The organism is Lysobacter sp. Root667 (assembly GCF_001427715.1).
In the GTDB taxonomy this organism is placed as follows: Bacteria; Pseudomonadota; Gammaproteobacteria; order Xanthomonadales; family Xanthomonadaceae; genus Lysobacter.
In genome coordinates this window covers 437,302-458,668 of the sequence record NZ_LMHF01000014.1, presented here as the reverse complement: position 1 = coordinate 458,668, position 21,367 = coordinate 437,302, and the positions used below count along the sequence as shown (strand labels likewise).

The 21,367-nt window shown below is 70.0% G+C and carries 21 protein-coding genes; 11 read left to right on the top strand and 10 right to left on the bottom strand.

Features of this window, described 5'->3' with window-relative positions:
• Window positions 1-191: 191 nt before the first annotated feature.
• Together ASD78_RS17565 and ASD78_RS17560 are read left to right on the top strand one after the other, a co-directional pair.
• Window positions 192-644, top strand: coding sequence for a SufE family protein (locus ASD78_RS17565; RefSeq protein WP_056103767.1), 453 nt, complete (start codon window positions 192-194; stop codon window positions 642-644).
• Window positions 641-1,894: an MFS transporter gene (locus ASD78_RS17560; RefSeq protein ID WP_055909951.1), complete on the top strand. Its 1,254-nt coding sequence runs from the start codon at window positions 641-643 to the stop codon at window positions 1,892-1,894. Before ASD78_RS17565 ends, ASD78_RS17560 begins: the two co-directional genes overlap by 4 nt.
• Window positions 1,895-1,987: 93 nt before the next feature.
• On the opposite strand, the gene dksA is transcribed toward ASD78_RS17560, so the two are convergent.
• Entirely contained in the window at window positions 1,988-3,061 is a 1,074-nt protein-coding gene (gene dksA, locus ASD78_RS17555) for an RNA polymerase-binding protein DksA (RefSeq protein WP_055909950.1), read from the bottom strand.
• Window positions 3,062-3,337: 276 nt separating this feature from the next.
• On the opposite strand from dksA, the gene yidD reads away from it, so the two are divergent.
• Genes yidD through ASD78_RS17540 form a run of 3 tightly spaced genes read left to right on the top strand, consistent with a single transcriptional unit; the run spans window position 3,338 to window position 5,804 of the window.
• Window positions 3,338-3,586 carry a membrane protein insertion efficiency factor YidD gene (gene yidD / locus ASD78_RS17550; protein ID WP_162250180.1) on the top strand — a complete coding sequence of 83 codons (249 nt, stop codon included), beginning with the start codon at window positions 3,338-3,340 and terminating at the stop codon, window positions 3,584-3,586.
• Entirely contained in the window at window positions 3,571-4,902 is a 1,332-nt protein-coding gene (locus ASD78_RS17545) for a dihydroorotase (protein WP_055909947.1), read from the top strand. The genes yidD and ASD78_RS17545 overlap by 16 nt, the downstream gene beginning before the upstream one ends.
• Complete coding sequence (locus tag ASD78_RS17540) at window positions 4,899-5,804, top strand: M23 family metallopeptidase (RefSeq protein ID WP_056103764.1); 906 nt, start codon at window positions 4,899-4,901, stop codon at window positions 5,802-5,804. Before ASD78_RS17545 ends, ASD78_RS17540 begins: the two co-directional genes overlap by 4 nt.
• A gap of 24 nt (window positions 5,805-5,828) precedes the next feature.
• Here ASD78_RS17540 and ASD78_RS17535 read toward each other — a convergent pair whose 3' ends face one another.
• The 7 genes from ASD78_RS17535 to efp form a co-directional block, all read right to left on the bottom strand.
• A complete protein-coding gene (locus ASD78_RS17535) occupies window positions 5,829-7,448 on the bottom strand; it encodes a GGDEF domain-containing protein (RefSeq protein WP_056103761.1) in 1,620 nt (539 codons plus the stop codon).
• Window positions 7,449-7,716: 268 nt separating this feature from the next.
• The gene (folE2, locus tag ASD78_RS17530; RefSeq protein ID WP_056103759.1) at window positions 7,717-8,649 is read right to left on the bottom strand and encodes a GTP cyclohydrolase FolE2; all 933 of its coding nucleotides are present in this window, start codon (window positions 8,647-8,649) and stop codon (window positions 7,717-7,719) included.
• 129 nt (window positions 8,650-8,778) lie between these two features.
• Window positions 8,779-9,540 carry a phytoene/squalene synthase family protein gene (locus ASD78_RS17525; protein WP_156087850.1) on the bottom strand — a complete coding sequence of 254 codons (762 nt, stop codon included), beginning with the start codon at window positions 9,538-9,540 and terminating at the stop codon, window positions 8,779-8,781.
• Window positions 9,537-10,226: a phosphoglycolate phosphatase gene (locus ASD78_RS17520; RefSeq protein WP_235566527.1), complete on the bottom strand. Its 690-nt coding sequence runs from the start codon at window positions 10,224-10,226 to the stop codon at window positions 9,537-9,539. Before ASD78_RS17520 ends, ASD78_RS17525 begins: the two co-directional genes overlap by 4 nt.
• A complete protein-coding gene (gene ubiG, locus ASD78_RS17515; RefSeq protein WP_056103753.1) occupies window positions 10,223-10,972 on the bottom strand; it encodes a bifunctional 2-polyprenyl-6-hydroxyphenol methylase/3-demethylubiquinol 3-O-methyltransferase UbiG in 750 nt (249 codons plus the stop codon). Before ubiG ends, ASD78_RS17520 begins: the two co-directional genes overlap by 4 nt.
• A 43-nt stretch (window positions 10,973-11,015) precedes the next feature.
• Window positions 11,016-12,356, bottom strand: a complete 1,341-nt coding sequence (locus ASD78_RS17510; protein WP_056103751.1) for a TRZ/ATZ family hydrolase — start codon at window positions 12,354-12,356, stop codon at window positions 11,016-11,018.
• 334 nt (window positions 12,357-12,690) lie between these two features.
• Window positions 12,691-13,257 (bottom strand): elongation factor P, encoded by a 567-nt coding sequence (gene efp, locus ASD78_RS17505; RefSeq protein ID WP_055909928.1) that lies wholly within the window; start codon window positions 13,255-13,257, stop codon window positions 12,691-12,693.
• A 213-nt stretch (window positions 13,258-13,470) separates the two neighbouring features.
• Between efp and epmB the strand changes: the two genes are divergently transcribed.
• Window positions 13,471-14,502 carry an EF-P beta-lysylation protein EpmB gene (gene epmB, locus ASD78_RS17500; protein ID WP_056103748.1) on the top strand — a complete coding sequence of 344 codons (1,032 nt, stop codon included), beginning with the start codon at window positions 13,471-13,473 and terminating at the stop codon, window positions 14,500-14,502.
• A 62-nt stretch (window positions 14,503-14,564) separates the two neighbouring features.
• Complete coding sequence (locus tag ASD78_RS17495) at window positions 14,565-16,643, top strand: EAL domain-containing protein (protein ID WP_056103744.1); 2,079 nt, start codon at window positions 14,565-14,567, stop codon at window positions 16,641-16,643.
• Window positions 16,644-16,728: 85 nt separating this feature from the next.
• Here the strand turns inward: ASD78_RS17495 and htpX are convergent, their stop codons facing one another.
• Window positions 16,729-17,637, bottom strand: a complete 909-nt coding sequence (gene htpX / locus ASD78_RS17490; protein ID WP_055909919.1) for a protease HtpX — start codon at window positions 17,635-17,637, stop codon at window positions 16,729-16,731.
• A 208-nt stretch (window positions 17,638-17,845) separates the two neighbouring features.
• Between htpX and gluQRS the strand changes: the two genes are divergently transcribed.
• The 4 genes from gluQRS to phbB (ASD78_RS17470) all read left to right on the top strand — a co-directional run bounded on the left by gluQRS (window position 17,846) and on the right by phbB (ASD78_RS17470) (window position 21,130).
• Window positions 17,846-18,769, top strand: a complete 924-nt coding sequence (gene gluQRS, locus ASD78_RS17485; RefSeq protein WP_235566526.1) for a tRNA glutamyl-Q(34) synthetase GluQRS — start codon at window positions 17,846-17,848, stop codon at window positions 18,767-18,769.
• A gap of 42 nt (window positions 18,770-18,811) precedes the next feature.
• Window positions 18,812-19,552, top strand: coding sequence for an acetoacetyl-CoA reductase (gene phbB, locus ASD78_RS17480; RefSeq protein WP_055909916.1), 741 nt, complete (start codon window positions 18,812-18,814; stop codon window positions 19,550-19,552).
• A 235-nt stretch (window positions 19,553-19,787) separates the two neighbouring features.
• Window positions 19,788-20,291 carry a polyhydroxyalkanoate synthesis repressor PhaR gene (phaR, locus tag ASD78_RS17475; RefSeq protein ID WP_055909913.1) on the top strand — a complete coding sequence of 168 codons (504 nt, stop codon included), beginning with the start codon at window positions 19,788-19,790 and terminating at the stop codon, window positions 20,289-20,291.
• Between the two features lie 98 nt (window positions 20,292-20,389).
• Window positions 20,390-21,130, top strand: coding sequence for an acetoacetyl-CoA reductase (gene phbB / locus ASD78_RS17470; RefSeq protein ID WP_055909910.1), 741 nt, complete (start codon window positions 20,390-20,392; stop codon window positions 21,128-21,130).
• Here the strand turns inward: phbB (ASD78_RS17470) and ASD78_RS21270 are convergent.
• Window positions 21,117-21,266 carry a hypothetical protein gene (locus tag ASD78_RS21270; RefSeq protein WP_200944249.1) on the bottom strand — a complete coding sequence of 50 codons (150 nt, stop codon included), beginning with the start codon at window positions 21,264-21,266 and terminating at the stop codon, window positions 21,117-21,119. The genes phbB (ASD78_RS17470) and ASD78_RS21270 overlap by 14 nt on opposite strands.
• Window positions 21,267-21,367 lie beyond the last annotated feature (101 nt).

Sequence of the window (21,367 nt, the reverse complement as noted above, 5' to 3'; positions counted from 1 at the left end):
GGCTGCGCCTACGAGCGCCCGGCCGGGCATGGCCGGGCCGGGCGGTCCGCAGCGAGCGGGCCGCGCCAGGGATGACGGTGTGAAGCAGCGCCCGCTGCCGGTGTGCCGCCTGAGGCCGTTCGGTCCGTCCGGCTCCCGGCCGCAGCCCGATTCTGCCCAAGGCGGACCGCCAGGCGTAAAATCTTCCCGTAATGAATGCCATCGCCGCCCCGACCAGTCCCTTCCCGCTCGAACCCACCGCCGCGCAGGCCCAGGCCGCGATCCGCGAGGAGTTCGCGTTCTTCGGCGACTGGTCCGAGCGCTACCAGTACCTGATCGACCTCGGCCGCAAGCTGCCGGCGCTGCCGGAGGAATGGAAGACCGAGGAACACCGCCTGCACGGCTGCCAGTCGCTGGTCTGGATCGTGGTCGAGGGCGACGCCGAGCGCCTGGATTTCCACGCGATCAGCGACTCGGCGATCGTGTCGGGCCTGATCTTTCTGGCGCTGCGGGTGTATTCCGGGCGCAGCGCGGTCGAGATCGAGGCCACGCCGGCCGACTACATCGCCGACATCGGCCTGGCCAAGCATCTCTCGCCGACCCGCAGCAACGGCCTGGCCGCCCTGCTGGCCTTCATCCGCGACCAGGCCCGTCGCCGGCTGTGAGCGAAGCGGCGACCGCGCCCGAGCCGTCGCTGCTGCATAACCGCGGTTTCGTCGGCCTGCTGGTGTATCGCCTGCTGGCGATGCTGTCCTACCAGATCGTCGCGGTCACGGTCGGCTGGCACATCTACAAGCTCACCAACGACACCCTGGCGCTGGGCCTGATCGGCCTGACCGAGGTCGTGCCCTACTTCTGCTTCGCCCTGTTCGCCGGCTACGCGGTCGATCATCTGCCGCGGCGCAAGCTGGGCATGTTCGCCTGCCTGGGCCTGCTGCTGACCACGCTGATGCTGGCCGGCGTGGCCAGCGGCCGCCTGCCCGCGGGCGCGTTCGGCATCGGCACCCTGACCATCTACGCGGCGATCGCGATCAACGGCGTGGTGCGCGCGTTCCTGTCGCCGGTCTACATGTCGCTGTTCGCGCGCGTGCTCAAGCGCGAGCAGTTCGCGCGCGGCGCCGGCGTCGGCAGCGTGGTGATGCAGACCGGGCTGGTGGTCGGCCCGGCCCTGGGCGGCGGGCTGATCGCCTGGGGCGGCGTGACCTCCGCCTACCTGGTCGCGGCCGGTTTCGCCCTGGCCGCGGCGATCGCGATCGTGTCGCTGCAGGTAACCGAGCCGGCGCCGGCGGCCGAACGCGCGCCGGTGTTCAAGAGCATCGGCGAAGGCCTGCGCTTCGTGTTCAACAACCAGGTCGTGCTCGGTGCGCAGGCGCTGGACATGTTCTCGGTGCTGTTCGGCGGCGCGATCGCGCTGCTGCCGGCCTTCATCCACGACGTGCTGCACTACGGTCCGGAGGCGCTGGGCGTGCTGCGCGCGGCGCCGGCGGCCGGCGCGGTGCTGGTCGGGCTGTGGCTGGCCAGGCATCCGCCGCAGAAGAACGCGGGGCGCCTGCTGCTGTACGCGGTCGCCGGCTTCGGGCTGTGCATCATCGGCTTCGCGCTGTCGCGCCTGTTCTGGCTGTCGGCGGCGATGCTGCTGCTGTCGGGCATGTGCGATGGGGTATCGGTGGTGCTGCGCTCGACCATCCTGCAGCTGTCGACGCCGGACGAAATGCGCGGACGGGTGTCGTCGATCAACGGCATCTTCATCGGCTCGTCGAACGAGCTGGGCGCGTTCGAGTCGGGCGTGGCGGCGCGGCTGCTGGGGCTGGTGCCGTCGGTGGTGTTCGGCGGCTGCATGACCCTGGCGGTGGTGGCGGCCACGGCCCGGCTGGCGCCGAAACTGCGTCGCCTGAACCTGCGCGACCTGCAGTAACAGCCAAGGGCGCCGGCAAAAAGCCCCGCTCGCGCGGGGCTTTTTCTTGAACTGCGCGATGACCTGCGCGAAGAACCGTGCGAACCGGCCGGACTAGTCGCCCATCTGCTTCTGCAGGTGCTCCCAGCGCTCCTGCGCGTCGATCGTGCGCTCGGCGGTGAGACGGGCTTCCAGACGCTCCAGGCCGATCTCTTCGCCGGTATCGACGCAGAAACCGTAGTCGCCCGAATCGACGCGCTTGAGCGTGCTGTCGATCTTGCTGATCAGCTTGCGGTAACGGTCGCGGGTGCGCAGTTCCAGCGAGTTCTCGGTTTCGCGGGTCGCGCGCTCGGCTTCGTCGCCGACGTCGCGGACTTCGTCCTTGAGGTTCTCGATGGTCTGCTTGGATTCCTCGACCAGATCGCCGCGCCAGCTCAACAGACGCTGGCGGAAGTACTCCAGCTGCAGCGGGCTCATGTATTCCTCGTCCACGGCCGGGCGGTAGCCCTGCGGCACGATCGGACGACCGGTGGTCTCGTCGTTCTTGTACGGGACGACCTTGACTTTGGCCTTGGGCGCGGGCGCCTGCGGCTTGGCTGCGACGGCGACGGCGACCTTGCCCAACGGACGGGCGGCAGGCTTGGCGGCGGACGGGGTCGCAGCGGCGGGGGATTTGCTGGGGACTGGTTGGGTCACTGTGCTCTTTGCGGGTTCGTTCTTGCTCGCGGGCTCCGCCACCGGTGCGGTCTTGGTCGGCGGGCGCGCGGCGGGTTTCTTGACGACGGTGGGCTTGGGCTCTGGCTTCCTTGCCGCGGGTGCCTGAGCCACCACGGGTTTCTTGGCCGGGGTCTTGCTGGCTGCGACGGCCTTCTTCGCCGGCGCGGCGGGCTTGGCCGCGGGCTTCTTCACGGGCGCCGCCTTCTTGGCGACGACCGGCGATTTCTTGGCAGCGGGCTTCGGCGCCGGTTTTTTGACCGGCGCGGCCTTCTTGGCTGCGGGTTTCTTGGCCGCGGACGGCTTGGCGACGGGCTTCTTGACGGCGACCTTGGCCGCGGGCTTCTTCGCCGCCGGCTTCTTGGTCGCGGCTTTGCTGGCCGCAGTCTTGGACGAAGCGGCCTTCTTTACGGCCGGCTTGACGGTCTTCTTGGCCGCTTTGGCGGCCTTCTTCGCAGGTTTTTTCACTGCCACGAGCGGCTTGTCCTTCTATTCCCTGAGGGAACTCCCGGACCGTTCCGGAAGCTTCGCGGACCGCGGGGTCCGCTCGGCGATCAAATACACAAATGCGCGACCGCCGCAAGCGAAATCCGCCATATCCGGCATTTTCCGCCTCGTCAGGCAATCCGTCACTGCGGTTCGCCCGGCCTTGCCTCGCGCTTGCCTTGTGAGAGGAAAGCGCGCTGTTATACCCTGCCCCGACTACTGCGGCAACCGCAATCCGACGACGGTCGCCCGCATTAAGGAAACGTGATCGACCGCCTCCTCATCGTCCTGCTTCGCGGTTACAAGCGCTGGATCAGTCCATTGCTGGGACCGCGCTGCCGCTTCTATCCGACCTGCTCGGAATACGCGATGCAGGCGATCGCCCGTTTCGGCGCCTTCAAAGGCAGTTGGCTCGCCCTGCGGCGGATCCTGCGCTGCCATCCCCTGCACCCCGGCGGCCACGACCCGGTGCCGCCCCCGAACCCCGGAAAGCACTCATGTCATCGACACTGATCGTCAACGCCCGCCTGGTCAACGAAGGCCGCGAATACGACGGCGACCTGCGCATCGAGGACGGCCGCATCGCCCGGATCGGCGCCGGCCTGTCCGCGCGCGACGGCGAAACCGTGGTCGATGCCGGCGGCCGCCGCCTGCTGCCGGGCATGATCGACGACCAGGTCCACTTCCGCGAACCCGGCCTGGAGTACAAGGCCGACATGGCCACCGAGTCGGCCGCGGCGGTGGCCGGCGGGCTGACCACGTTCATGGACATGCCCAACACCAACCCGCCGACCCTGGACGCCGACGCGCTGGAGGACAAGTACCGCCGCGCCGCCGGCCGCGCCTGGGGCAACTACGGCTTCTACCTGGGCGCCAGCAACGACAACCTGGCCGCGATCCAGCGCCTGGACCCGCGCACCGCGCCGGGCGTGAAAGTGTTCATGGGCGCGTCCACCGGCAACATGCTGGTCGACGATCCGGTCACCCTCGACGCGATCTTCCGCGACGTGCCGACGCCGATCATCACCCATTGCGAAGACACGCCGATGATCGACGCCGAACTGGCGCGCTACAAGGCCAAGTACGGCGACGACATCCCGGCCGAGTGCCATCCCGACATCCGCTCGCGCCAGGCCTGCAAGAAATCCACCGAACTGGCGATCGCGCTGGCGCGCAGGCACAACACCCGCCTGCACGTGCTGCACATCAGCACCGCCGACGAGTTGGCGCTGTTCGAGGCCGGCCCGATCGAAGGCAAGCGCATCACCGCCGAGACCTGCATCCACTTCCTGCGTTTCGACCGCGCCGATTACGCCGCGCTCGGCCACCTGATCAAGTGCAATCCGGCGATCAAGGACGCCAGCGATCGTGAAGCCCTGATCCGCGCGGTCGCCGAAGATGTAATAGATGTGCTCGCTACCGACCACGCGCCGCACACGCTGGAGGAAAAAGCGCGCCCCTACACGTCCGCGCCCAGCGGCCTGCCGCTGGTGCAGTACGCGCTCAACGCCGCGTTGGAGCTGGTTCACGAAGGCCGCCTGAGCACCGCCCAGGTGGTCGACAAGTTCGCCCACGCGCCGGCCAAGCTGTTCGACGTCGAGAACCGCGGCTTCCTGCGCGAGGGCTACGCCGCCGACCTGGTCCTGATCGACGACACGCCGTTCACGGTGCGGCGCGAGGACGTGCTGTCCAAGTGCGGCTGGTCGCCGTTCGAAGGCCGCACGTTCCATTCGCGGATCGCCTCGACCTGGGTCAACGGCGTGCTGGCCTGGGACGGAACGCGCCTGGTCGGCGCGCCCAACGGGCAGCGTCTGGCGTTCGCACGATGAGACAGGCCGCGGCCGCGCTGGCGACGCTGGCGCTGGCGGCCTGCGCCGCGTTGCCGGTCGCCGGCGCGCAGCAAGCCGTGCAGGTCCCGGCGCCCGCGGCGCCCGCCGCCGACTCGCGGGTGGTGTTCCCCGCTTCGGTACAGCAAGGCGCGCTGGTGATCGGCAAGGTGCCGGCCGGCAGCACGGTGCGCTACGGCGAACGCACGCTGCGGGTCACGCCCTACGGTTCGGTGGCCTTCGGCGTCGGCCGCGAGCAGAGCGCGCCGGTCGAGGTCGAAGTGCTGAGCGCCGACGGCCGCAGCCAGCGCGTGAGCATCGCGGTGACGCCGCGCGACTGGCCGATCGAACAGATCAACGGCGTGCCGCCCAAGACCGTGAACCCGCCGCCCGAAATCGCCGAGCGCATCCGCCGCGAGCAGGCCCTGGTCACCGCCGCGCGCGATCGCGACGACGAACGCGCCGATTTCGCCCAGGCCTTCGTCTGGCCGGTGCAGGGCCGCATCAGCGGCCGCTTCGGCAACCAGCGCGTGTACAACGGCCAGCCCGGCTCGGCGCACTCGGGCATGGACATCGCCGCCGCCTCGGGCACGCCGGTGCTGGCGCCGGCCGCGGGCGTGGTCAGCTTCGCCGCGCCGGACCTGTACCTCACCGGCGGCACCCTGCTGCTCGACCACGGCCACGGCGTCAGCTCGAACTTCCTGCACCTGTCGCGCATCGACGTGAAGGTCGGCGACCGCATCGCCCAGGGCCAGGTCCTGGGCGCGGTCGGCGCGACCGGCCGCGCGACCGGGCCGCACCTGCACTGGGGCATGAACTGGTTCGACGTGCGGATCGATCCGTTACTGGTGCTGGAACGCGGCGACGCCGCGCGCGCCGCGACGCAGCCGCCCATTCGCCCCTGAAGCACGGCGCCGCCCGGCGTCGGCTCAGCTCACCAGTTCCTGCACCCGCGTGGCGTTGTGGCCGGTCACGCGATCGCGTCCGGCCGACTTGCTGGCATACAAGGCCGCGTCGGCGCGCTCGAGCAGGTGCTCGGCGGTTTCCTCGTGCAACAGCTCGGCCACGCCCACGCTGAGGCTGGCAGCGAGCAGCTTGCCGTCGATCGACAGCGGCCGGCAATTCACCGACGAGCGCAGGTTTTCGGCCACGCCCAGCGCTTCGCGCAACTGGGTGTCGGGCAGCACCACCAGGATCTCGTCGCCGCCGTAGCGGCCGAACAGGTCGTAGGTGCGCAAACGGTTGCGGGTGCGCAGCGAGATGATGCGCAGGGTCTGGTCGCCGACGCGGTGGCCGTGCTCGTCGTTGATGCGCTTGAAATGATCGACGTCGAAGAACACCACCGACAGCGGCCGCCGGCTCTTGTGTGCGGACTCGACCGCGGTCTTGAGCCGGGCCTCGATCGCCGGCCGCGTCATCGCGCCGGTCAGCGCGTCGTAGGTGGCCTGGCGGCTGGCCTGGTCGCGGTCGCGGCGCAGCTGCTGGAGCTTGTCGGACAGGCCGATCATCAGCACCAGGCCGCCCAGGGCGAAGCCGACCGGGAACGCGTAGTCCATCCATTCCGGATTGCCCCACCAGCCCAGCACGGCGGCGAAGCGCAGCGCGGTCAGGACGAACACCGGCGACCACGACAGCAGCAGGAAATAGGCTTCGCGCTGGCGCCGCCAGGCGCCGATCGCGCCGGCCGTCAGCACGATCCCGAACCCGGTCAGCAGCACCAGGTTGGCCGCCACCGCGACCAGCGGCGCGACCGTGGTCAGGGTCACCAGCATCAGCAGGCCGATCGCGACATTGCATGCGGTCAACACCCGCATCAGCGCCGGCTGGGTCTGGCGCAGGCTGAGGTAATAGGCCAGGAAGGCGTTGCTGGCGAGCACCGCGATCAGTCCGAACATGCGCCCGACGCGCGGATCGTCGCTGACCAGGATCGACAGCCAGGGGATCGACCGGGCCTCGCCGCCGTAGCTGACCAGGTACAGCAGCTGCGCCAGCAGGGTCAGGCTCAACATCAGATAACTGCGCTCGCCGATCCCGGCCCAGAAGCCGAACGCGAGAATCGCCAGCACGCTCATCGTGGTCAGCACCGCGGTGCGCCAGGCGACGTGGGCCATGTCCTTGCGATGGACCATCGCCAGCGGCTCGATCGCCGCGGTCATCGGCAGCGGCGTCAGCGATTGCACGCGCAGGTACAGCGATTCGCCGGCGGCCAGGCCGTGGTCCAGCGGCACCACCAGGGCCCGGGTCGAGTTGCTGCGGTCGGCGTCGAGCAGTTCGCGCCGCAGCGGCAGCGGCGAGCCCGGCAGCCAGACTTCGACCTTGTTCAGATGCGGCGAGCGCAGCACCAGCTGCGGTTGTGCGCCGGCGGGATAGTCGCGTTTCGCGGTCAGGCGCCACCAGCGCGGGGCGCGGCTGAGTTCGCGCATGGACAAATCGGAAACGGCAACGAAGCGTCCGTCGAAATCGCCGGCGAGCACCTGCACCGGCAAGGGGTCGGCATCCAGGCGCGACAGTTGCAGCGACTGCGCCGGCGCGGCGGCCGCCACTAGCATGCCCAACCAGACCGCTACGGCCTGCCACCTACGACGCGAGGGTTTCCCCATTACCCGTCCCGGCACTCTGTACTACTTGAGCATAGCCCACCGGACGTGATGGCGCGCACACTTCAGGTGCCGCTCGGTCGGCCGGAACGGCCGGCGGGAGCGCACGAAGGCGATGGAAGCGTTTGCAGTTCCGGCGCGCCATCGGCACGCCCGATGCGCCCGGCCCGGCCCCGCCGAGGCGGCCGGCGCGCGGATTAGTCGCGGCCGGCGCGCGGCCTCAGTCGCGGCCGCCCTGCCCGGTCACTCGCGCGACCGCGTCATGGGCGTGCAGGCTTTCGAAATGCGCGACCTGGGCGTCGAAGCGGTCGATGCGCGGATCGGCCGAGAGCGCGGCGGCGACGCGGCGCGCGGCGTCCTCGCAGAACATCAGGTTCTCGGCGTTGAGGCGGGCGAACGCCTGCTCGTCCTCGCGCTTGACCGCGGTCTGCACCGGCGTGCCCAGGGCCTGTTCGACGGCGTCGATCAGCGCGGTCAGCGGCAGCTCGTCGAAGGCCGGGCGCAGTTCGACCCGAATGCCGGCGCGGCTGCGCTGCGCGTGCGGGGTCGCGGCCAGGCCGCGCTCCGACGCCAGCCACTCGCCGACCACCGCGGTCGAGAGCGGATGCGCGGCGGCGAAATCGGCGACGAAGCGCTCGGCGTTGAGCTGGCGCGACAGCGCGGCCGAAGCCGGGCAGGTGCTGGAATACTCGACCGAAAAACCCAGGCCCAGGTGCAGATGGCCGTCGCGCAGGGTGGCGTCGATCTCGACCGGGTAGCGCTTCCAACCGGCGTTGGCGCTGGCCAGGGCCGGACGCAGCAACAGCTGTTCGTAGCGCAGGACCAGGCGCGCGGCGCTGGAAATGCCGCCCTGGCCCTCGATCAGCGCCTGCAGCACGCGACGCAGGCCGGCCGGAGTCAGGGTCTCGCTGGCGAACGCATCCTGCAGTTGCAGATACATGCGCGACATGTGGATGCCGCGCGCGTCGGCGTCGCGCAGGTCGACCGAAACGTCGACCGAGGCGGCGACCTGGATGGCGTCGCCGTGGCCCGTGGCCACGCGCAGCGGCAAGGCGATGTTCGACATGCCGACCCAGTCCAGCGGACGCGCCGCGGCGGCGGCGTCGAAGGCGACATCGGGTAGGCGACGAGGGGGGCGGGAGCTGGTGGTCACGACGGCTTCGTTGGGGCGGCGTGGGGGGCCGCAATGGCCGTCATTCTAGCGGTCGCGCCCTGCCCGCCCCTGTCCGGGGCTGAAACGCTGTGTCTGCACGGCCGCGGTTGGGCTGCCTGAAGTCACACCTTACGTGCCGCTGCGCCGGCGTGCGGCACGCCAGGCGCTCCACAGGGCACGCCACGGCGACAGCGGGCGCGCGGCATCGTCGGCGCGCAGGCGGGCCAGCGCGAGCCCGGCCCACAGCCGCCGCGGCACGGTCGCGGCGGCCTCTGCCGGCCAGTGCGCGCGCAGTTCCTCGGCCCAGGCGGCGGCCGCGCCGGCCTCGCCGCTGCGCGCGAGCACGCCCAGCGGCGCCGCGCGCTCGCCCTCCAGCGCCAAACGCGCATGCAACAGGTAGGCGGCGACGACGGCCGCATCGCCGGATCCCGGCTCGGCGCCGAACAGTGCGGCGTCGATGGCGGCGATCGCGGCGGCGAATCCGTTCAGTTGCGCGCCGGCCTCGGCGCGGTCGAGCGGGCGTTCGCGGGTCTCGGCCAGGCCCGGCAGCGCGGCCGCGAGCGCGGCCCAGGGCGCCGGCCGGCGTTGCAGCGCCTGGCCCAGCGGGTGCCGGCGCCGGCCCTGCGACCAGCCCTGCAGCTCTTCCAGCCACCAGCCCAGCTTGAGTTCGCCGGGACGCGCGTCGCGTCCGCCCCAGGCGGCGTCGCCGAGCTCCTGCTGCAACGCGGCCCAGGCCAGCGCGGTTTCGCGCTGCGCGGGCGGCACGAAGGTTTCGGCCAGCGCCCACTCGGGCCAGCGCGCGCGCCATTTGCCGATGAAGCTCGCCAGCGCATCGTCCGGCGCTGCGCTGCCGGTCGGCGTGTGCGCGTCGCCGGCGTGCGGCTCGCTCATCGCCGGACCGGCCAGGCCGCGGCCGCGCACAGGGTGTGCGGCAGTTCGACCAGGCGATCGCCCTGCCAGGCCTGCGGATCGTCCTCGGCCAGGCGGTAGCCCCACAGCGCGACCACCGAGGCCATGCCGGCCGCACGCGCGGCGATGATGTCGCGCTCGTCGTCGCCGACGTAGACGCAGTCGGCCGGGTCCACGCCGATGCGTTCGGCGGCGACCGTCAGCTGCAGCGGATCGGGCTTGCGCCTGGGCAGGGTGTCGCCGCCGATCAGCACCGCGCAGCGCGATTCCCAGCCCAGCAGCGGCAGCAGCAACTGCGCCAGGTACTCGGGCTTGTTGGTGACGATGCCCCAGACGCAGCCGGCGGCTTCCAGTTCGGCCAGCATCGCCTCGATGCCGTCGAACGGCCCGCCGTGGCGGCCGAGTTCGTTCTGGTAGTGATCGAGAAATTCCTGCAGCCAGGTGCTGCGCAGCTCCGCGGCCACGTCCGGAAACGCCGCCGCGAGCATGGCTTGGCCGCCGCGCGACACGTGCGGGCGCAATTGCGACAGCGGCATCGGCGCCTCGCCGCGCTGCGCGCGCATGAGGTTCAGCGCCGCCAGCATGTCCGGCGCGCTGTCGAGCAGGGTACCGTCCAGATCGAACAACGCGGCTTTCGGAAAGCCCATCGCAGCGGCTTCGCGGTTCATGCCGCCTCCGGCTTGCGGGCGCAGGCCAGATAATTGATGTCGGTGCGCGCGATCACCCGCGCGGCGTTGCGCCAGGGTTCGTACATCAGGCCGCTGACGTCTTCCAGCTGCAGCTCGACCGCGCGCAGCCACGCCGCCAGTTCCGAGGGCTTGATGAAGTCGCGGTACTGGTGGGTGCCCCTGGGCAGCACGCGGGCGACGTACTCGGCGCCGACGATCGCCAGCGCGAACGCGGCCGGGGTGCGGTTGAGCGTGGACAGGAACAGCCGCCCGCCCGGCTTCAGCAACTTCGCGCAAGCGCTCACGATCGCCGCCGGATCGGGCACGTGCTCGAGCATCTCCATGCAGGTGATCGCGTCGAAGCTGGCCGGCTGCTCCGCCGCCAGCGATTCCACCGACTGCTGGCGGTAGTCCACGCGCACGCCGGTTTCCAGCTTGTGCAGGCGCGCGACCTTGATCAGTTCCGGGGCCAGATCGATCGCGACCACCTCGGCGCCCGCGCCGGCCAGGGCCTCGCTGAGCAGACCGCCGCCGCAGCCGACGTCGAGCACGCGCGCGCCGGTCAGGGTCGCGCGTTGCGCGACATAGCCCAGCCGCGCCGGGTTCAGCGCGTGCAGCGCCTTCTGCGGGCCCTGCGGGTCCCACCAGCGGTTGGCCAGGGCGCCGAACTTGTCGAGTTCGGCCTGGCTGAAGTTGTCGTCGGCGCCGGCCTGGGCCGGTTCGGACGCGTTGCCGTGTGCGCTCATGGACTCTGCCTGTGCAACGTTGCGTGAAAGGGGGAGGCCGGACTCAGCGTCCGAGCGCGGCGATCCGGCCGCGCCACTGGCGCGCGTTGGCGATCAGGGCCTGCACATCGAGGTCGACCAGCACGCGCTCGCGCAGCTTGGCCGCGCCGGCGATCCAGACGTCGCTGACCTGATGGCGGCCGCTGGCGTAGATCAGCTGCGAGACCACGTGGTGCAGCGGCTGGGTTTCGAGCTGGCCCAGGTCGACGCAGACCAGGTCGGCCTGCTTGCCGACTTCGATCGAGCCGATCCTGGTTTCGTAACCCAGCGCGCGCGCGCCGCCCAGGGTCGCCGCGCGCAGCGCGCTGAACGCGTCCAGCGCCGAGGCGTCGTCGGCCACGGCCTTGGCCAGCAGGGCCGCGGTGCGGGTTTCGCCGAACATGTCGAGATCGTTGTTGCTGGCGCAGCCGTCGGTGCCGATCGCCAGATTGACGCCGGCCTGGTGCAGCTTGCAGGCCGGGCAGAAGCCCGAGGCCAGCTTGAGATTGGATTCGGGGCAATGCACCACGCTCACGCCGCGCTCGGCGCACAGCGCGATCTCGGCGTCGGTGAGCTGGGTCATGTGGACGGCGATCAGGCGGTCGGTGACCAGGCCCAGCCGGTCCAGCCGCGCCAGCGGGCGCTGGCCGTGCAGCTTGATCGAGTCGGCGACTTCCTGCGCGGTCTCGTGGGTGTGCAGGTGCACCGGCAGGTCGAGCTGGTCGGCGAGCATGCGGATGCGTTCGAAATTGGCATCGCTGACCGTGTACGGCGCGTGCGGCGCGAACGCGGTCGCGACCAGCGGATCGTCGCGCCACAGGTCGTGGACCTCGCCGGCGCGGTCGAAGTATTCGTCCGAGCTCTGGGCCCAGGCGGTCGGGAAATCGATCACCGGCAGGCCGACCCGGGCGCGGAAGCCGTGGCGCTTGTAGACCGCAGCCTGGACGTCGGGGAAGAAGTAGTTCTCGTTGGCGCAGGTGGTGCCGCCGCGCAGCATCTCGGCGATCGCCAGGGTGATGCCGTCCTCGACGAATTGCGGCCCGATCACCGCCGCCTCGACCGGCCAGATATGGCCCTGCAGCCATTCCATCAGCGGCAGATCGTCGGCGATCCCGCGCAGCAGGGTCATCGGGTTATGGGTATGGGCGTTGACCATGCCCGGGATCAGCGCCGCCTCGGGCCGCGCCACGGTTTCGGCGGCGCGGTAGCGGATGCGCGCGTCGGCGATCGGCAGGATGTCGACGATCGCGCCGTCGCGCACCGCGACCGCGTGGTCTTCCAGCACGACCGCGTGCGGCTCGACCGGGACCACCCAGCCCGCTTCGATCAACAGGTCGCAGGGCTGGGCTGGGGTATCGGTCGTCATTCGCGTTTTCGGCTCTTCGTTACCGCGCAACGGCGGCGCATATCGACAGCGTAGCGGGTCGGACGCCGCTTGCGGTTACGCGCGGACGGCCCGCTGGCGCGGCGTCGCGTCCGGACCGCCCGGCTCGGGCGTGGGCGCCAGAGCGTTGGCGGGTGGGGAACCGAAGCATCCGGCCATCGCCGGACTCCATGGTTCCCCGCTGGCTCCCCGCTTCGTGGAGACGATGCGAGGGCCCTGCAGGCATCCCGGCGCTAGCGCCGGCACGCCCTGCCCCGCCTGCGCGGGGACGACCCATCGGCAAGCCCGCAGCCGCAAGCGGCTACGGGCCGATGCGTCACTTCACGCGGCTGACGTACTCGCCCGAACGCGTGTCGACCTTGATGATTTCGTCCTGGCCCACGAACAGCGGCACGCGCACCACCGCGCCGGTTTCCAGGGTCGCCGGCTTGCCGCCGCCGCCCGAGGTATCGCCGCGCACGCCCGGGTCGGTCTCGGTGATCTTGAGCTCGACGAAGTTCGGCGGCTGGACCGCGATCGGCACGCCGTTCCACAGCGTCACCACGCACTCTTCCTCGCCCTTGAGCCACTTCTCCGAACCGCCCATGCCGGCCTTGTCGGACTGGACCTGCTCGAACGACTCCTGGTTCATGAAGTGCCAGTACTCGCCGTCGGAGTACAGGTACTGCATGTCGGTGTCGACCACGTCGGCCTGTTCGACGCTGTCGGTGGCCTTCATGGTCATTTCGACCACGCGGCCGGACTTGATGCTGCGGTACTTGATGCGGGTGAAGGCCTGGCCCTTGCCCGGCTTGACGTATTCGGTCTCGGTGATGATGCACGGGTCGTTATTGACCAGGATCTTCTGTCCGGTCTTGACGTCGTTCATGCCCAAGCTGGCCATGCTGGAACTCCTAACTATGAAATGATGGGGCGGTAGCGCCCACCGGACCGCAAGGCCCCGAGGGAGCGCCGCGCCGGCGGCGGAAGGCTAGAATGTCGGGCTGCGCCGCCCACCGCCGCCGAAAGGCCGGGCGGGACGCGAACGGGACCGGAACCGGGAGACATCCCCTGGGCCCCGGACCCACGAAACCGGATCCATACAAGCTAGCCCCGCATGATACCCGCAGCCCCGGCCTCCTTGCAGCCGCACCCCCTCCCGCGCCCGGCCGCGCCCGCGCGCTGGCAGGCGCTGTGGCGCGACGCCGTGCGCGATCCGCGCGAACTGCTGGCCCTGCTGGGGCTGGACGGGCTCGCCGCCGGGGTCTCGGACGCGGCCGCGGCCCAATTCCCGCTGCGGGTGCCGCGCGGCTTCGTCGCCCGCATGCGCGCCGGCGACCCGCACGACCCGCTGCTGCGCCAGGTCCTGCCGCTGGACGAGGAACTGCGGCCGATGCCCGGCTATGCCCTGGACGCGGTCGGCGACGGCGCCGCCAAGGCCGCCGACGGGGTGATCCGCAAATACCGCGGCCGCGCCCTGCTGGTCGCCACCGGCAGCTGCGCGATTCATTGCCGCTACTGCTTCCGCCGCCATTTCCCCTACGCCGAGGAAACCGCGGCCGCCTCCGGCTGGCGCGGCGCGGTCGAACTGATCGCGGCCGACCCGGGGATCGACGAGGTCATCCTGTCCGGCGGCGACCCCTGGTCGCTGGCCACGCCCAAGCTGGCCGAGCTCAGCGACGCCCTGGCCCGGGTCCCGCACCTCAAGCGCCTGCGCATCCACACCCGCCTGCCGGTGGTCCTGCCCGAGCGCGTCGACGCGCCGCTGCTGGCCTGGCTGCGCGCCCTGCCCTGGCCGGTCACCGTGGTCCTGCACGCCAACCATGCCCAGGAGTTCGACGAGACCGTCGATGCCGCCCTGGCCCGCCTGCGCAGCGCCGGCGCGACCCTGCTCAACCAGGCCGTGCTGCTGCGCGGTGTCAACGACAGCGTGGAGGCGCTCGCAGATTTGAGCGAACGTGGTTTCCGCGCCGGCGTCCTGCCGTACTATCTGCATCAACTCGATCGTGTGCAGGGGGCTGCGCACTTCGAAATCGACGACGAACGCGCCCGTGCGCTGCATCGCGCACTGGCCGCGCGGCTTTCTGGTTATCTGGTTCCAAAACTGGTGCGCGAGATCGCCGGAGATCCCGGAAAGCGACCGCTGTAACGCAGTTCGCATGGACTCTGGCCCGGCCTTCGTGTCATAAACCCGGGCCACGGAGGTGGTGAATGCAATTCGGCAAAGACATGGTGCTGCGCCTGCTGATCGTCGACGACAGCGTCGAGGCGGCGGAAGCCATCGTCAGCGGCCTGCGCAACAGCGGCATCGCCGTGCGCCCGTCGCGTCCTGAGAACGAAACCGAGCTGGCCGCGCTGATCGGCCAGCAGCAGCCGGACCTGGTGCTGGCCGCGCGCGAAGCGCGCAACGTGCCCCTGCCCAAGGTCATGCAGCAGGTCGACAGCACCGGCAAGGACCTGCCGGTGGTCGTGCTGCTGGACACGGTCGACGACGCCCGCCTGCTGGAAGTGCTGTCTATGGGCGCGCGCAGCGTGATCCTGCGCGGCCACACCGACCACGTGCAGAACGTGGTCCGCGCCGAATGGGCCGACCTGGAGGCGCGCCGCTCGCTGCGCCGCCTGGAATCCCAGGTGCGCGAGACCGAGCGCCGCTGCGACAGCCTGATCGACTCCTCGCGCGAGCCCATCGCCTACATCCACGAAGGCATGCATATCCGCGCCAACACGGCCTACCTGGAGATCTTCGGCTTCGAGTCGTTCGAGGAAATCGAGGGCATGTCGCTGCTGGACATGGTCGCACCGGGCCAGGTCGACGGCTTCAAGCAGCTGCTCAAGCAGTTGTCCAAGGGCGAAGCCCCGCCGCCGCGCTACGAAACCGAAGCGCGCACGCTGGACGGCAGCCACTTCGCCGCGGTCATGGAATTCACCCCCGCCACCTACGAAGGCGAGCAATGCCTGCAGGTGGTCCTGCGCCGCCAGGAGTTCGATCCCGAACTCGCGCGCGAGGTCGAGGCCCTGCGCCAGCGCGACCAGGTCACCGGCCTGCTCAACCGCGCCACCTTCCTGCGCGCGCTCGAAGACGCGGTCTCCGACACCGCCCAGAACAACGCCCACCACGGCCTGCTGCTGATCGAGCCCGACCATTACGCGCGGCTGCTGCAGGAAATCGGCCTGGACGCATCGGACGAACTGATCGCCGCGTTCGGCGAGCGCCTGCGCACCGTGATCGGTCCCGACGACGTCGCCGCGCGCTTCTCCGAGCACCAGTTCGCGGTGCTCACGCCGAACTGCGACTACCACGCGACCTCGGCCCTGGCCGAGCGCCTGCGCGCCGCCTTCGCCGACCACGTGCTGGAAACCGCCAGCCGTTCGCTCAACACCACCGTCAGCATCGGCGGCGTACAGATCGGCGAAAAGATCGCCAGCGTCACCGCGGTGCTGGGCAAGGCCAGCCAGTGCGTGCAGTCCAGCATCGGCGTCGGCGGCAACCGCTCCGAACTGTTCGACCCGGGCGCGGCCGACCGCGCCGAGTCCGAACGCGTCGAGGCCTGGGTCACCCGCATCCGCGACGCGCTCGACGCCGACCGCTTCCTGATGAACTACCAGCCGCTGATCAATCTGCACGGCGAGCCGATGGAGATGTACGAGGCCTACCTGCGCATGCAGGGCGAGCCGGGCGAACTGGTGCAGCCGCTGACCTTCCTGCAGATCGCCGAGGAACACGGCCTGCTGTGGGAAATCGACCGCTGGGTCGTCGGCAAGGCGATCCAGGTCATCGGCGAGCGCCTGCGCGCCGGCAAGCGCACCACCCTGCTGGTCAAGATCACCCAGGCCTCGCTGCAGGACGAAAGCCTGCTCCAGCACATCGAAGAGCAGCTGGCCCGGCAGAACGCCGAAGGCCGCCTGCTGGTGCTGCAGCTGCCCGAATCCAAGGTCTTCACCCACCTGCGCGCGGCGCAGGAATTCCAGGCCCGCGTCGCCCGCTTCGGCGTACGCGTCGGCCTGGAGCAGTTCGGCTCGGGCCTGAACTCGTTCCAGATGCTCAGCCATTTCGACGCGGCCTTCCTCAAGATCGACCGCGCCTTCATGGAAGACCTGACCAGCAACGCCGACCACCAGCAGCGCATCCGCGAGATCGCCGCCAAGGCCCGCGAGCTGGGCAAGCAGACCATCTCCGAATTCGTCCAGGACGCGGCCAGCATGTCGTTCCTGTTCGCAGCCGGCATCGACTACGCCCAGGGCCACTTCCTGGCCGCGGCCGGGCCGGAAATGGATTACGACTTCCAGTAAGCGCGGGATTCGGGCAGTCGCCTCATCCCCGAAAAGAAAAAGCCCGCCGGATGGCGGGCTTTTTTCTGGCGCTTGCGGTGCGCGATCAGCGCGCGACCACCGGAGCGCGCACCGTCTCGGCCGGAGCGTTGCGCAGCGCGGTGATGCGCTCTTCCAGCGGCGGATGGCTGCGCATCAGCTTGGACAGGCCGTGGCCGACCGCGCCGCTGATGCCGAAGGCCTGCACCTGCTTGGGCAGCGTGCTTTCGCCGTAGGTCTGGCCCAGGCGCTCCAGGGCGCCGATCATCTTGTCGCGGCCGGCCAGGCGCGCACCGCCGGCATCGGCGCGGAACTCGCGGTAACGCGAGAACCACATCGCGATCATGCTCGCGAACAGGCCGAACACCATGTCGAGCACGAACACGATCGCGTAGTAGCCCAGACCCGGGCTGCCGTCGCGACTGCCGCCCAGGTAACCGTCGATCACGCGGCCGACCAGGCGCGCCAGCACGATCACGAAGGTGTTGAGCACGCCCTGGACCAGGGCCATGGTCACCATGTCGCCGTTGGCGACGTGGCTGACCTCGTGACCGAGCACCGCTTCGGCCTCGTCGCGGCTCATCGAGCGCAGCAGGCCGGTGGACACCGCGACCAGCGCGTTGTTGCGGTTGGCGCCGGTGGCGAAGGCGTTGATCTCGGGCGCGTCGTAGATCGCGACCTCGGGCATGCCGATGCCCGCCGCCTCGGCCTGACGGCGCACCGTGTTCACCAGCCACTGTTCGGCTTCGTTGCGCGGCTGTTCGATCACGTGCGCGCCGGTGCTGCGCTTGGCCATCCATTTGGACAGCAACAGCGAAACGAAGGCGCCGCCGAAGCCGAACAGCGTGGCCATGATCAGCAGCGAACCGTTGCGGCCGGTATCGATGCCGAACTGCCGCAGTACCGCCATGACGATGCTGAGCAAGGCGAGGACGGCCAGGTTGGTGGCAAGGAAAAGAGCGATGCGTTTGAACATGGTCTAGGGATGAACCGTACCCGCGCACCGTGCGCGGTCAGGTAGAAAATGTGGCAGGCTCGGCGTGAATTCAAGTGAAACCGGCACCGTCGCGGCTTTGCTCGACGAGTCGGTTGACGATACGCAAGCCGAATCGACGCATTCGGGTTGGCCGGATGCGCATTCGGCCCGCCTCGCGCACCCCAAAACCATGCCCGGCCACACGCCCTTGTCCGCATCCCACGCCCCGAGCTACCGCGGCCGCTTCGCGCCCTCGCCCACCGGCGACCTGCACTTCGGATCGCTGCTGGCCGCGTTCGGCAGCTGGCTGCTGGCCCGGCATGCGCAGGGCGCGTGGCTGATACGCGTCGAGGACCTGGACCCGCCGCGCGAAGTCGCCGGCGCCGCCGAGCGCCAGTTGCAGGCCTTGAACGCGTTCGGCCTGGAGTCCGACGAACCGGTGCTGCGCCAGAGCGAGCGCGGCGAGGTCTACCGCACCGCGATCGAACGCTTGCTGGCGCAGGGCCTGGCCTTCCCCTGCCATTGCAGCCGCAGCGATCTGGCCGCGGTCGGCGGCATCCACCGCCGCTGCGTGGCCGCGCCGGACCGCCCCGGCCGCGCGCCGGCGATCCGCCTGCGCGTGGCCGACGGCAGCGTGGTCGCGTTCCAGGACCGCATCCGCGGCGCGCAGTCGCAGGACGTCGCCCGCGAGGTCGGCGACGTGGTCCTGCGCCGCGCCGACGGCTACTGGGCCTACCAGCTCGCGGTGGTGGTCGACGACGCGGCCCAGGGCATCAGCGACGTGGTCCGCGGCGCCGACCTGCTCGACTCGACGCCGCGCCAGATCCTGCTGCAACGCGCCCTGGGCCTGACCACGCCGAGCTACGCCCACCTGCCGCTGGTGCTGGGCAGCGACGGCCGCAAGCTCTCCAAGTCCGACGCCGCCCTGGCGGTCGATCCGCGGCAACCGCTGCCGGCGCTGCGCGCGGCCTGGCGCGCGCTCGGGCAGGCGCCGGCCGCGCTGGCGGGCGCGGGCTCGGTGCCGGCCCTGCTCGCGCGTGCGCAGGCCGAATTCGAGCCCGGGCGCATCGCCTCCACACCGACGGTTTCGCTCGCCGCGATGCACAACGGCGATTTCATATTTGCTGACTAGAATCGGCTTAGGGCCGCACGTCGCGGCCGTGGAGAGGAAGACATGCAGTCACGCGTCGCACTGGTCACCGGCGGTACCGGTGGCATCGGCACCTCGATCGTCCAACGCCTGGCCCAGATGGGCCATAAAGTCGCGACCAATTACCGCGACGAGGCCAAAGGACGCGCCTGGCAGGCGCAAATGAAAGGACTCGGCATCGACGTGGCGATCGCGCAGGGCGACGTCTCTTCCCCCGAACAGGCCGAAGCGCTGATCCGCGACGTCGAGCGCCAGCTCGGCCCGGTCGACATCCTGGTCAACAACGCCGGCATCACCCGCGACTCGACCTTCCATCGGATGAGCCCGCAGCAGTGGACCGACGTGATCGGCACCAACCTCAATTCCTGCTTCAACGTCACCCGCCCGGTGATCGAGGGCATGCGCGAGCGCAAGTGGGGCCGGATCGTGCAGATCAGCTCGATCAACGGCCAGAAGGGCCAGTACGGCCAGGCCAACTACGCCGCGGCCAAGGCCGGCATGCACGGCTTCACGATCTCGCTGGCGCAGGAGAACGCGAAGTTCGGCATCACCGTCAACACGGTCTCGCCGGGCTACATCGCCACCGACATGGTCATGGCGGTGCCCGAGGAGGTGCGCAACAAGATCGTCGCGCAGATCCCGACCGGGCGCCTGGGCAATCCCGAGGAGATCGCCTACGCGGTCGGCTTCTTCATCCCCGACGAGGCCGGCTGGATCACCGGCGCCAACCTGTCCGCCAACGGCGGCCAGTACATGGGCTGGTAAAGCCCGCGCGTCGCGCCTGCGGGCGCGGCGCCGACCGGTACGGGCGCGCTGCGCGCCCGGCCGGGTCGCGACGCCCATCTCGCCCAGCGCCGACCGCCGCCCCGCCGGTGGTGCACGGCCTGCACAGTGCGCACGCCCTGCGCCGCGAGCCGGGCGGCCGCCCGGCCCTACCTGTTGCAAGCCCCCTCGGCCTGAGCCATGCTGCAAGGCACCACGATTTTAGAGCCAAAGCTCCATGGCCTCGACCCGAGTCATCAAGAAGTACCCGAACCGTCGGCTGTACGACACCGAGATCTCCAGCTACATCACCATCGAAGACGTGCGCCAGCTGATCGTCGACGGCGAGGAGTTCGAGGTACGCGATGCCCGCTCGGGCGACGACCTGACCCGCCAGGTGCTGCTGCAGATCATCGCCGAGCACGAACAGGACGGCGAACCGGTGCTCTCGACCCAGCTGCTGAGCCAGATCATCCGTTTCTACGGCGATTCGCTCCAGGGCTTCATGGGCAACTATCTGGAACGCTCGATGCAGACGTTCCTGGATCAGCAGGCTCAGTTCCGCAACCAGGTCGGCGGCATGCTCGGCCAGACGCCGTGGGCGATGATGAACCAGCTCACCGAGCGCAACCTGACCCTGTGGAAGGAATTCCAGCAGAACCTGTCGGGCAGCGTCGGCCAGAGCCCGGCGTCCGGCACCGGCACCGGCAAGCCCAAGGGCGACACCAAGCGCGAGCGTTGAGCCGCGCATCGATCAGCACCGCGACGGCTCGCGCGCACCCGCGCGCGGCGCCGGCGCGTGCGCGTAGCCGGCCCGCGCCGGCGCACGGGGGAAGCCACATGAACAAGCGTATCGCCGTGGTCAGCGGCGGCATCGGCGGTCTCGGCAGCGAGATCTGCAAATCGCTGGCGCGCGCCGGCCGGCGCGTGATCGCGATCGACCTGGCCTCGCGCGAGGAGCGCATCGCCGCGTTCCGGCACGAAGTCCAGGGCATGGACGTGCGCTTCGAAGCGGCCAACGTCGCCGACTACGACGACTGCGCCGACGCCATCGAGCGCATCCGCCGCGACGAAGGCGCCATCGACATCCTGGTCAACGCCGCCGGCATCACCCGCGACACCAGCCTGCGCAAGATGGACAAGCGCCAGTGGGACGACGTCATGGGCGTCAACCTCGACGGCGTGTTCAACCTGTGCCGGCACGCGGTCGACGGCATGGCCGAACGCGGCTTCGGCCGCATCGTCAACATCAGCTCGGTCAACGGCCAGACCGGCCAGTTCGGCCAGACCAACTACTCCGCGGCCAAGGCCGGCATGCACGGTTTCACCATGGCGCTGGCGCGCGAAGTCGCCCGCAAGGGCGTGACCGTGAATTCGGTCTCGCCTGGCTACTGCGAAACCGCGATGGTGCTGGCGGTGCCCGACGACATCCGCGCCCGCATCGTCGACAGCGTCCCGGTCGGCCGCCTCGGCAAGCCCAGCGAGATCGCACGCACCGTCGAATTCCTCACCGCCGACGACGCCGGCTTCATCACCGGCGCGAACATCCCGGTGAACGGCGGATTGTTCATGAGTTTCTGAGGCCGGCGCTTTGTTGCAGTTGCAGTTGCAGTTGCAGTTGCAGTTGCAGTTGCAGTTGCAGTTGCAGTTGCAGTTGCAGTTGCAGTTGCAGTTGCGCTGCCGCTGCCGTTGCCGTTGCCGCGGCATTGAAATCCAATGCCCCGCACTCGCCCAACCCCACTCAGACCCGAAGGGCGGCGCGCAGGACGCGCGCCGTTTTTCGAGGAACAGGATGTTCCTTCGAAAAATCCCCGCGCC

What these genes read in the sequence shown, in the direction of transcription:
- ASD78_RS17565 (WP_056103767.1), top strand. Translation starts at nt 192, where the DNA reads ATGAATGCCATCGCCGCCCCGACCAGTCCCTTCCCGCTCGAACCCACC.
- ASD78_RS17545 (WP_055909947.1), top strand. Translation starts at nt 3,571, where the DNA reads ATGTCATCGACACTGATCGTCAACGCCCGCCTGGTCAACGAAGGCCGC.
- ASD78_RS17540 (WP_056103764.1), top strand. Translation starts at nt 4,899, where the DNA reads ATGAGACAGGCCGCGGCCGCGCTGGCGACGCTGGCGCTGGCGGCCTGC.
- ASD78_RS17535 (WP_056103761.1), bottom strand. Translation starts at nt 7,448, where the DNA reads ATGCTAGTGGCGGCCGCCGCGCCGGCGCAGTCGCTGCAACTGTCGCGC.
- ASD78_RS17525 (WP_156087850.1), bottom strand. Translation starts at nt 9,540, where the DNA reads ATGAGCGAGCCGCACGCCGGCGACGCGCACACGCCGACCGGCAGCGCA.
- ASD78_RS17520 (WP_235566527.1), bottom strand. Translation starts at nt 10,226, where the DNA reads ATGAACCGCGAAGCCGCTGCGATGGGCTTTCCGAAAGCCGCGTTGTTC.
- ubiG (WP_056103753.1), bottom strand. Translation starts at nt 10,972, where the DNA reads ATGAGCGCACACGGCAACGCGTCCGAACCGGCCCAGGCCGGCGCCGAC.
- ASD78_RS17510 (WP_056103751.1), bottom strand. Translation starts at nt 12,356, where the DNA reads ATGACGACCGATACCCCAGCCCAGCCCTGCGACCTGTTGATCGAAGCG.
- efp (WP_055909928.1), bottom strand. Translation starts at nt 13,257, where the DNA reads ATGGCCAGCTTGGGCATGAACGACGTCAAGACCGGACAGAAGATCCTG.
- epmB (WP_056103748.1), top strand. Translation starts at nt 13,471, where the DNA reads ATGATACCCGCAGCCCCGGCCTCCTTGCAGCCGCACCCCCTCCCGCGC.
- ASD78_RS17495 (WP_056103744.1), top strand. Translation starts at nt 14,565, where the DNA reads ATGCAATTCGGCAAAGACATGGTGCTGCGCCTGCTGATCGTCGACGAC.
- htpX (WP_055909919.1), bottom strand. Translation starts at nt 17,637, where the DNA reads ATGTTCAAACGCATCGCTCTTTTCCTTGCCACCAACCTGGCCGTCCTC.
- phbB (WP_055909916.1), top strand. Translation starts at nt 18,812, where the DNA reads ATGCAGTCACGCGTCGCACTGGTCACCGGCGGTACCGGTGGCATCGGC.
- phaR (WP_055909913.1), top strand. Translation starts at nt 19,788, where the DNA reads ATGGCCTCGACCCGAGTCATCAAGAAGTACCCGAACCGTCGGCTGTAC.
- phbB (WP_055909910.1), top strand. Translation starts at nt 20,390, where the DNA reads ATGAACAAGCGTATCGCCGTGGTCAGCGGCGGCATCGGCGGTCTCGGC.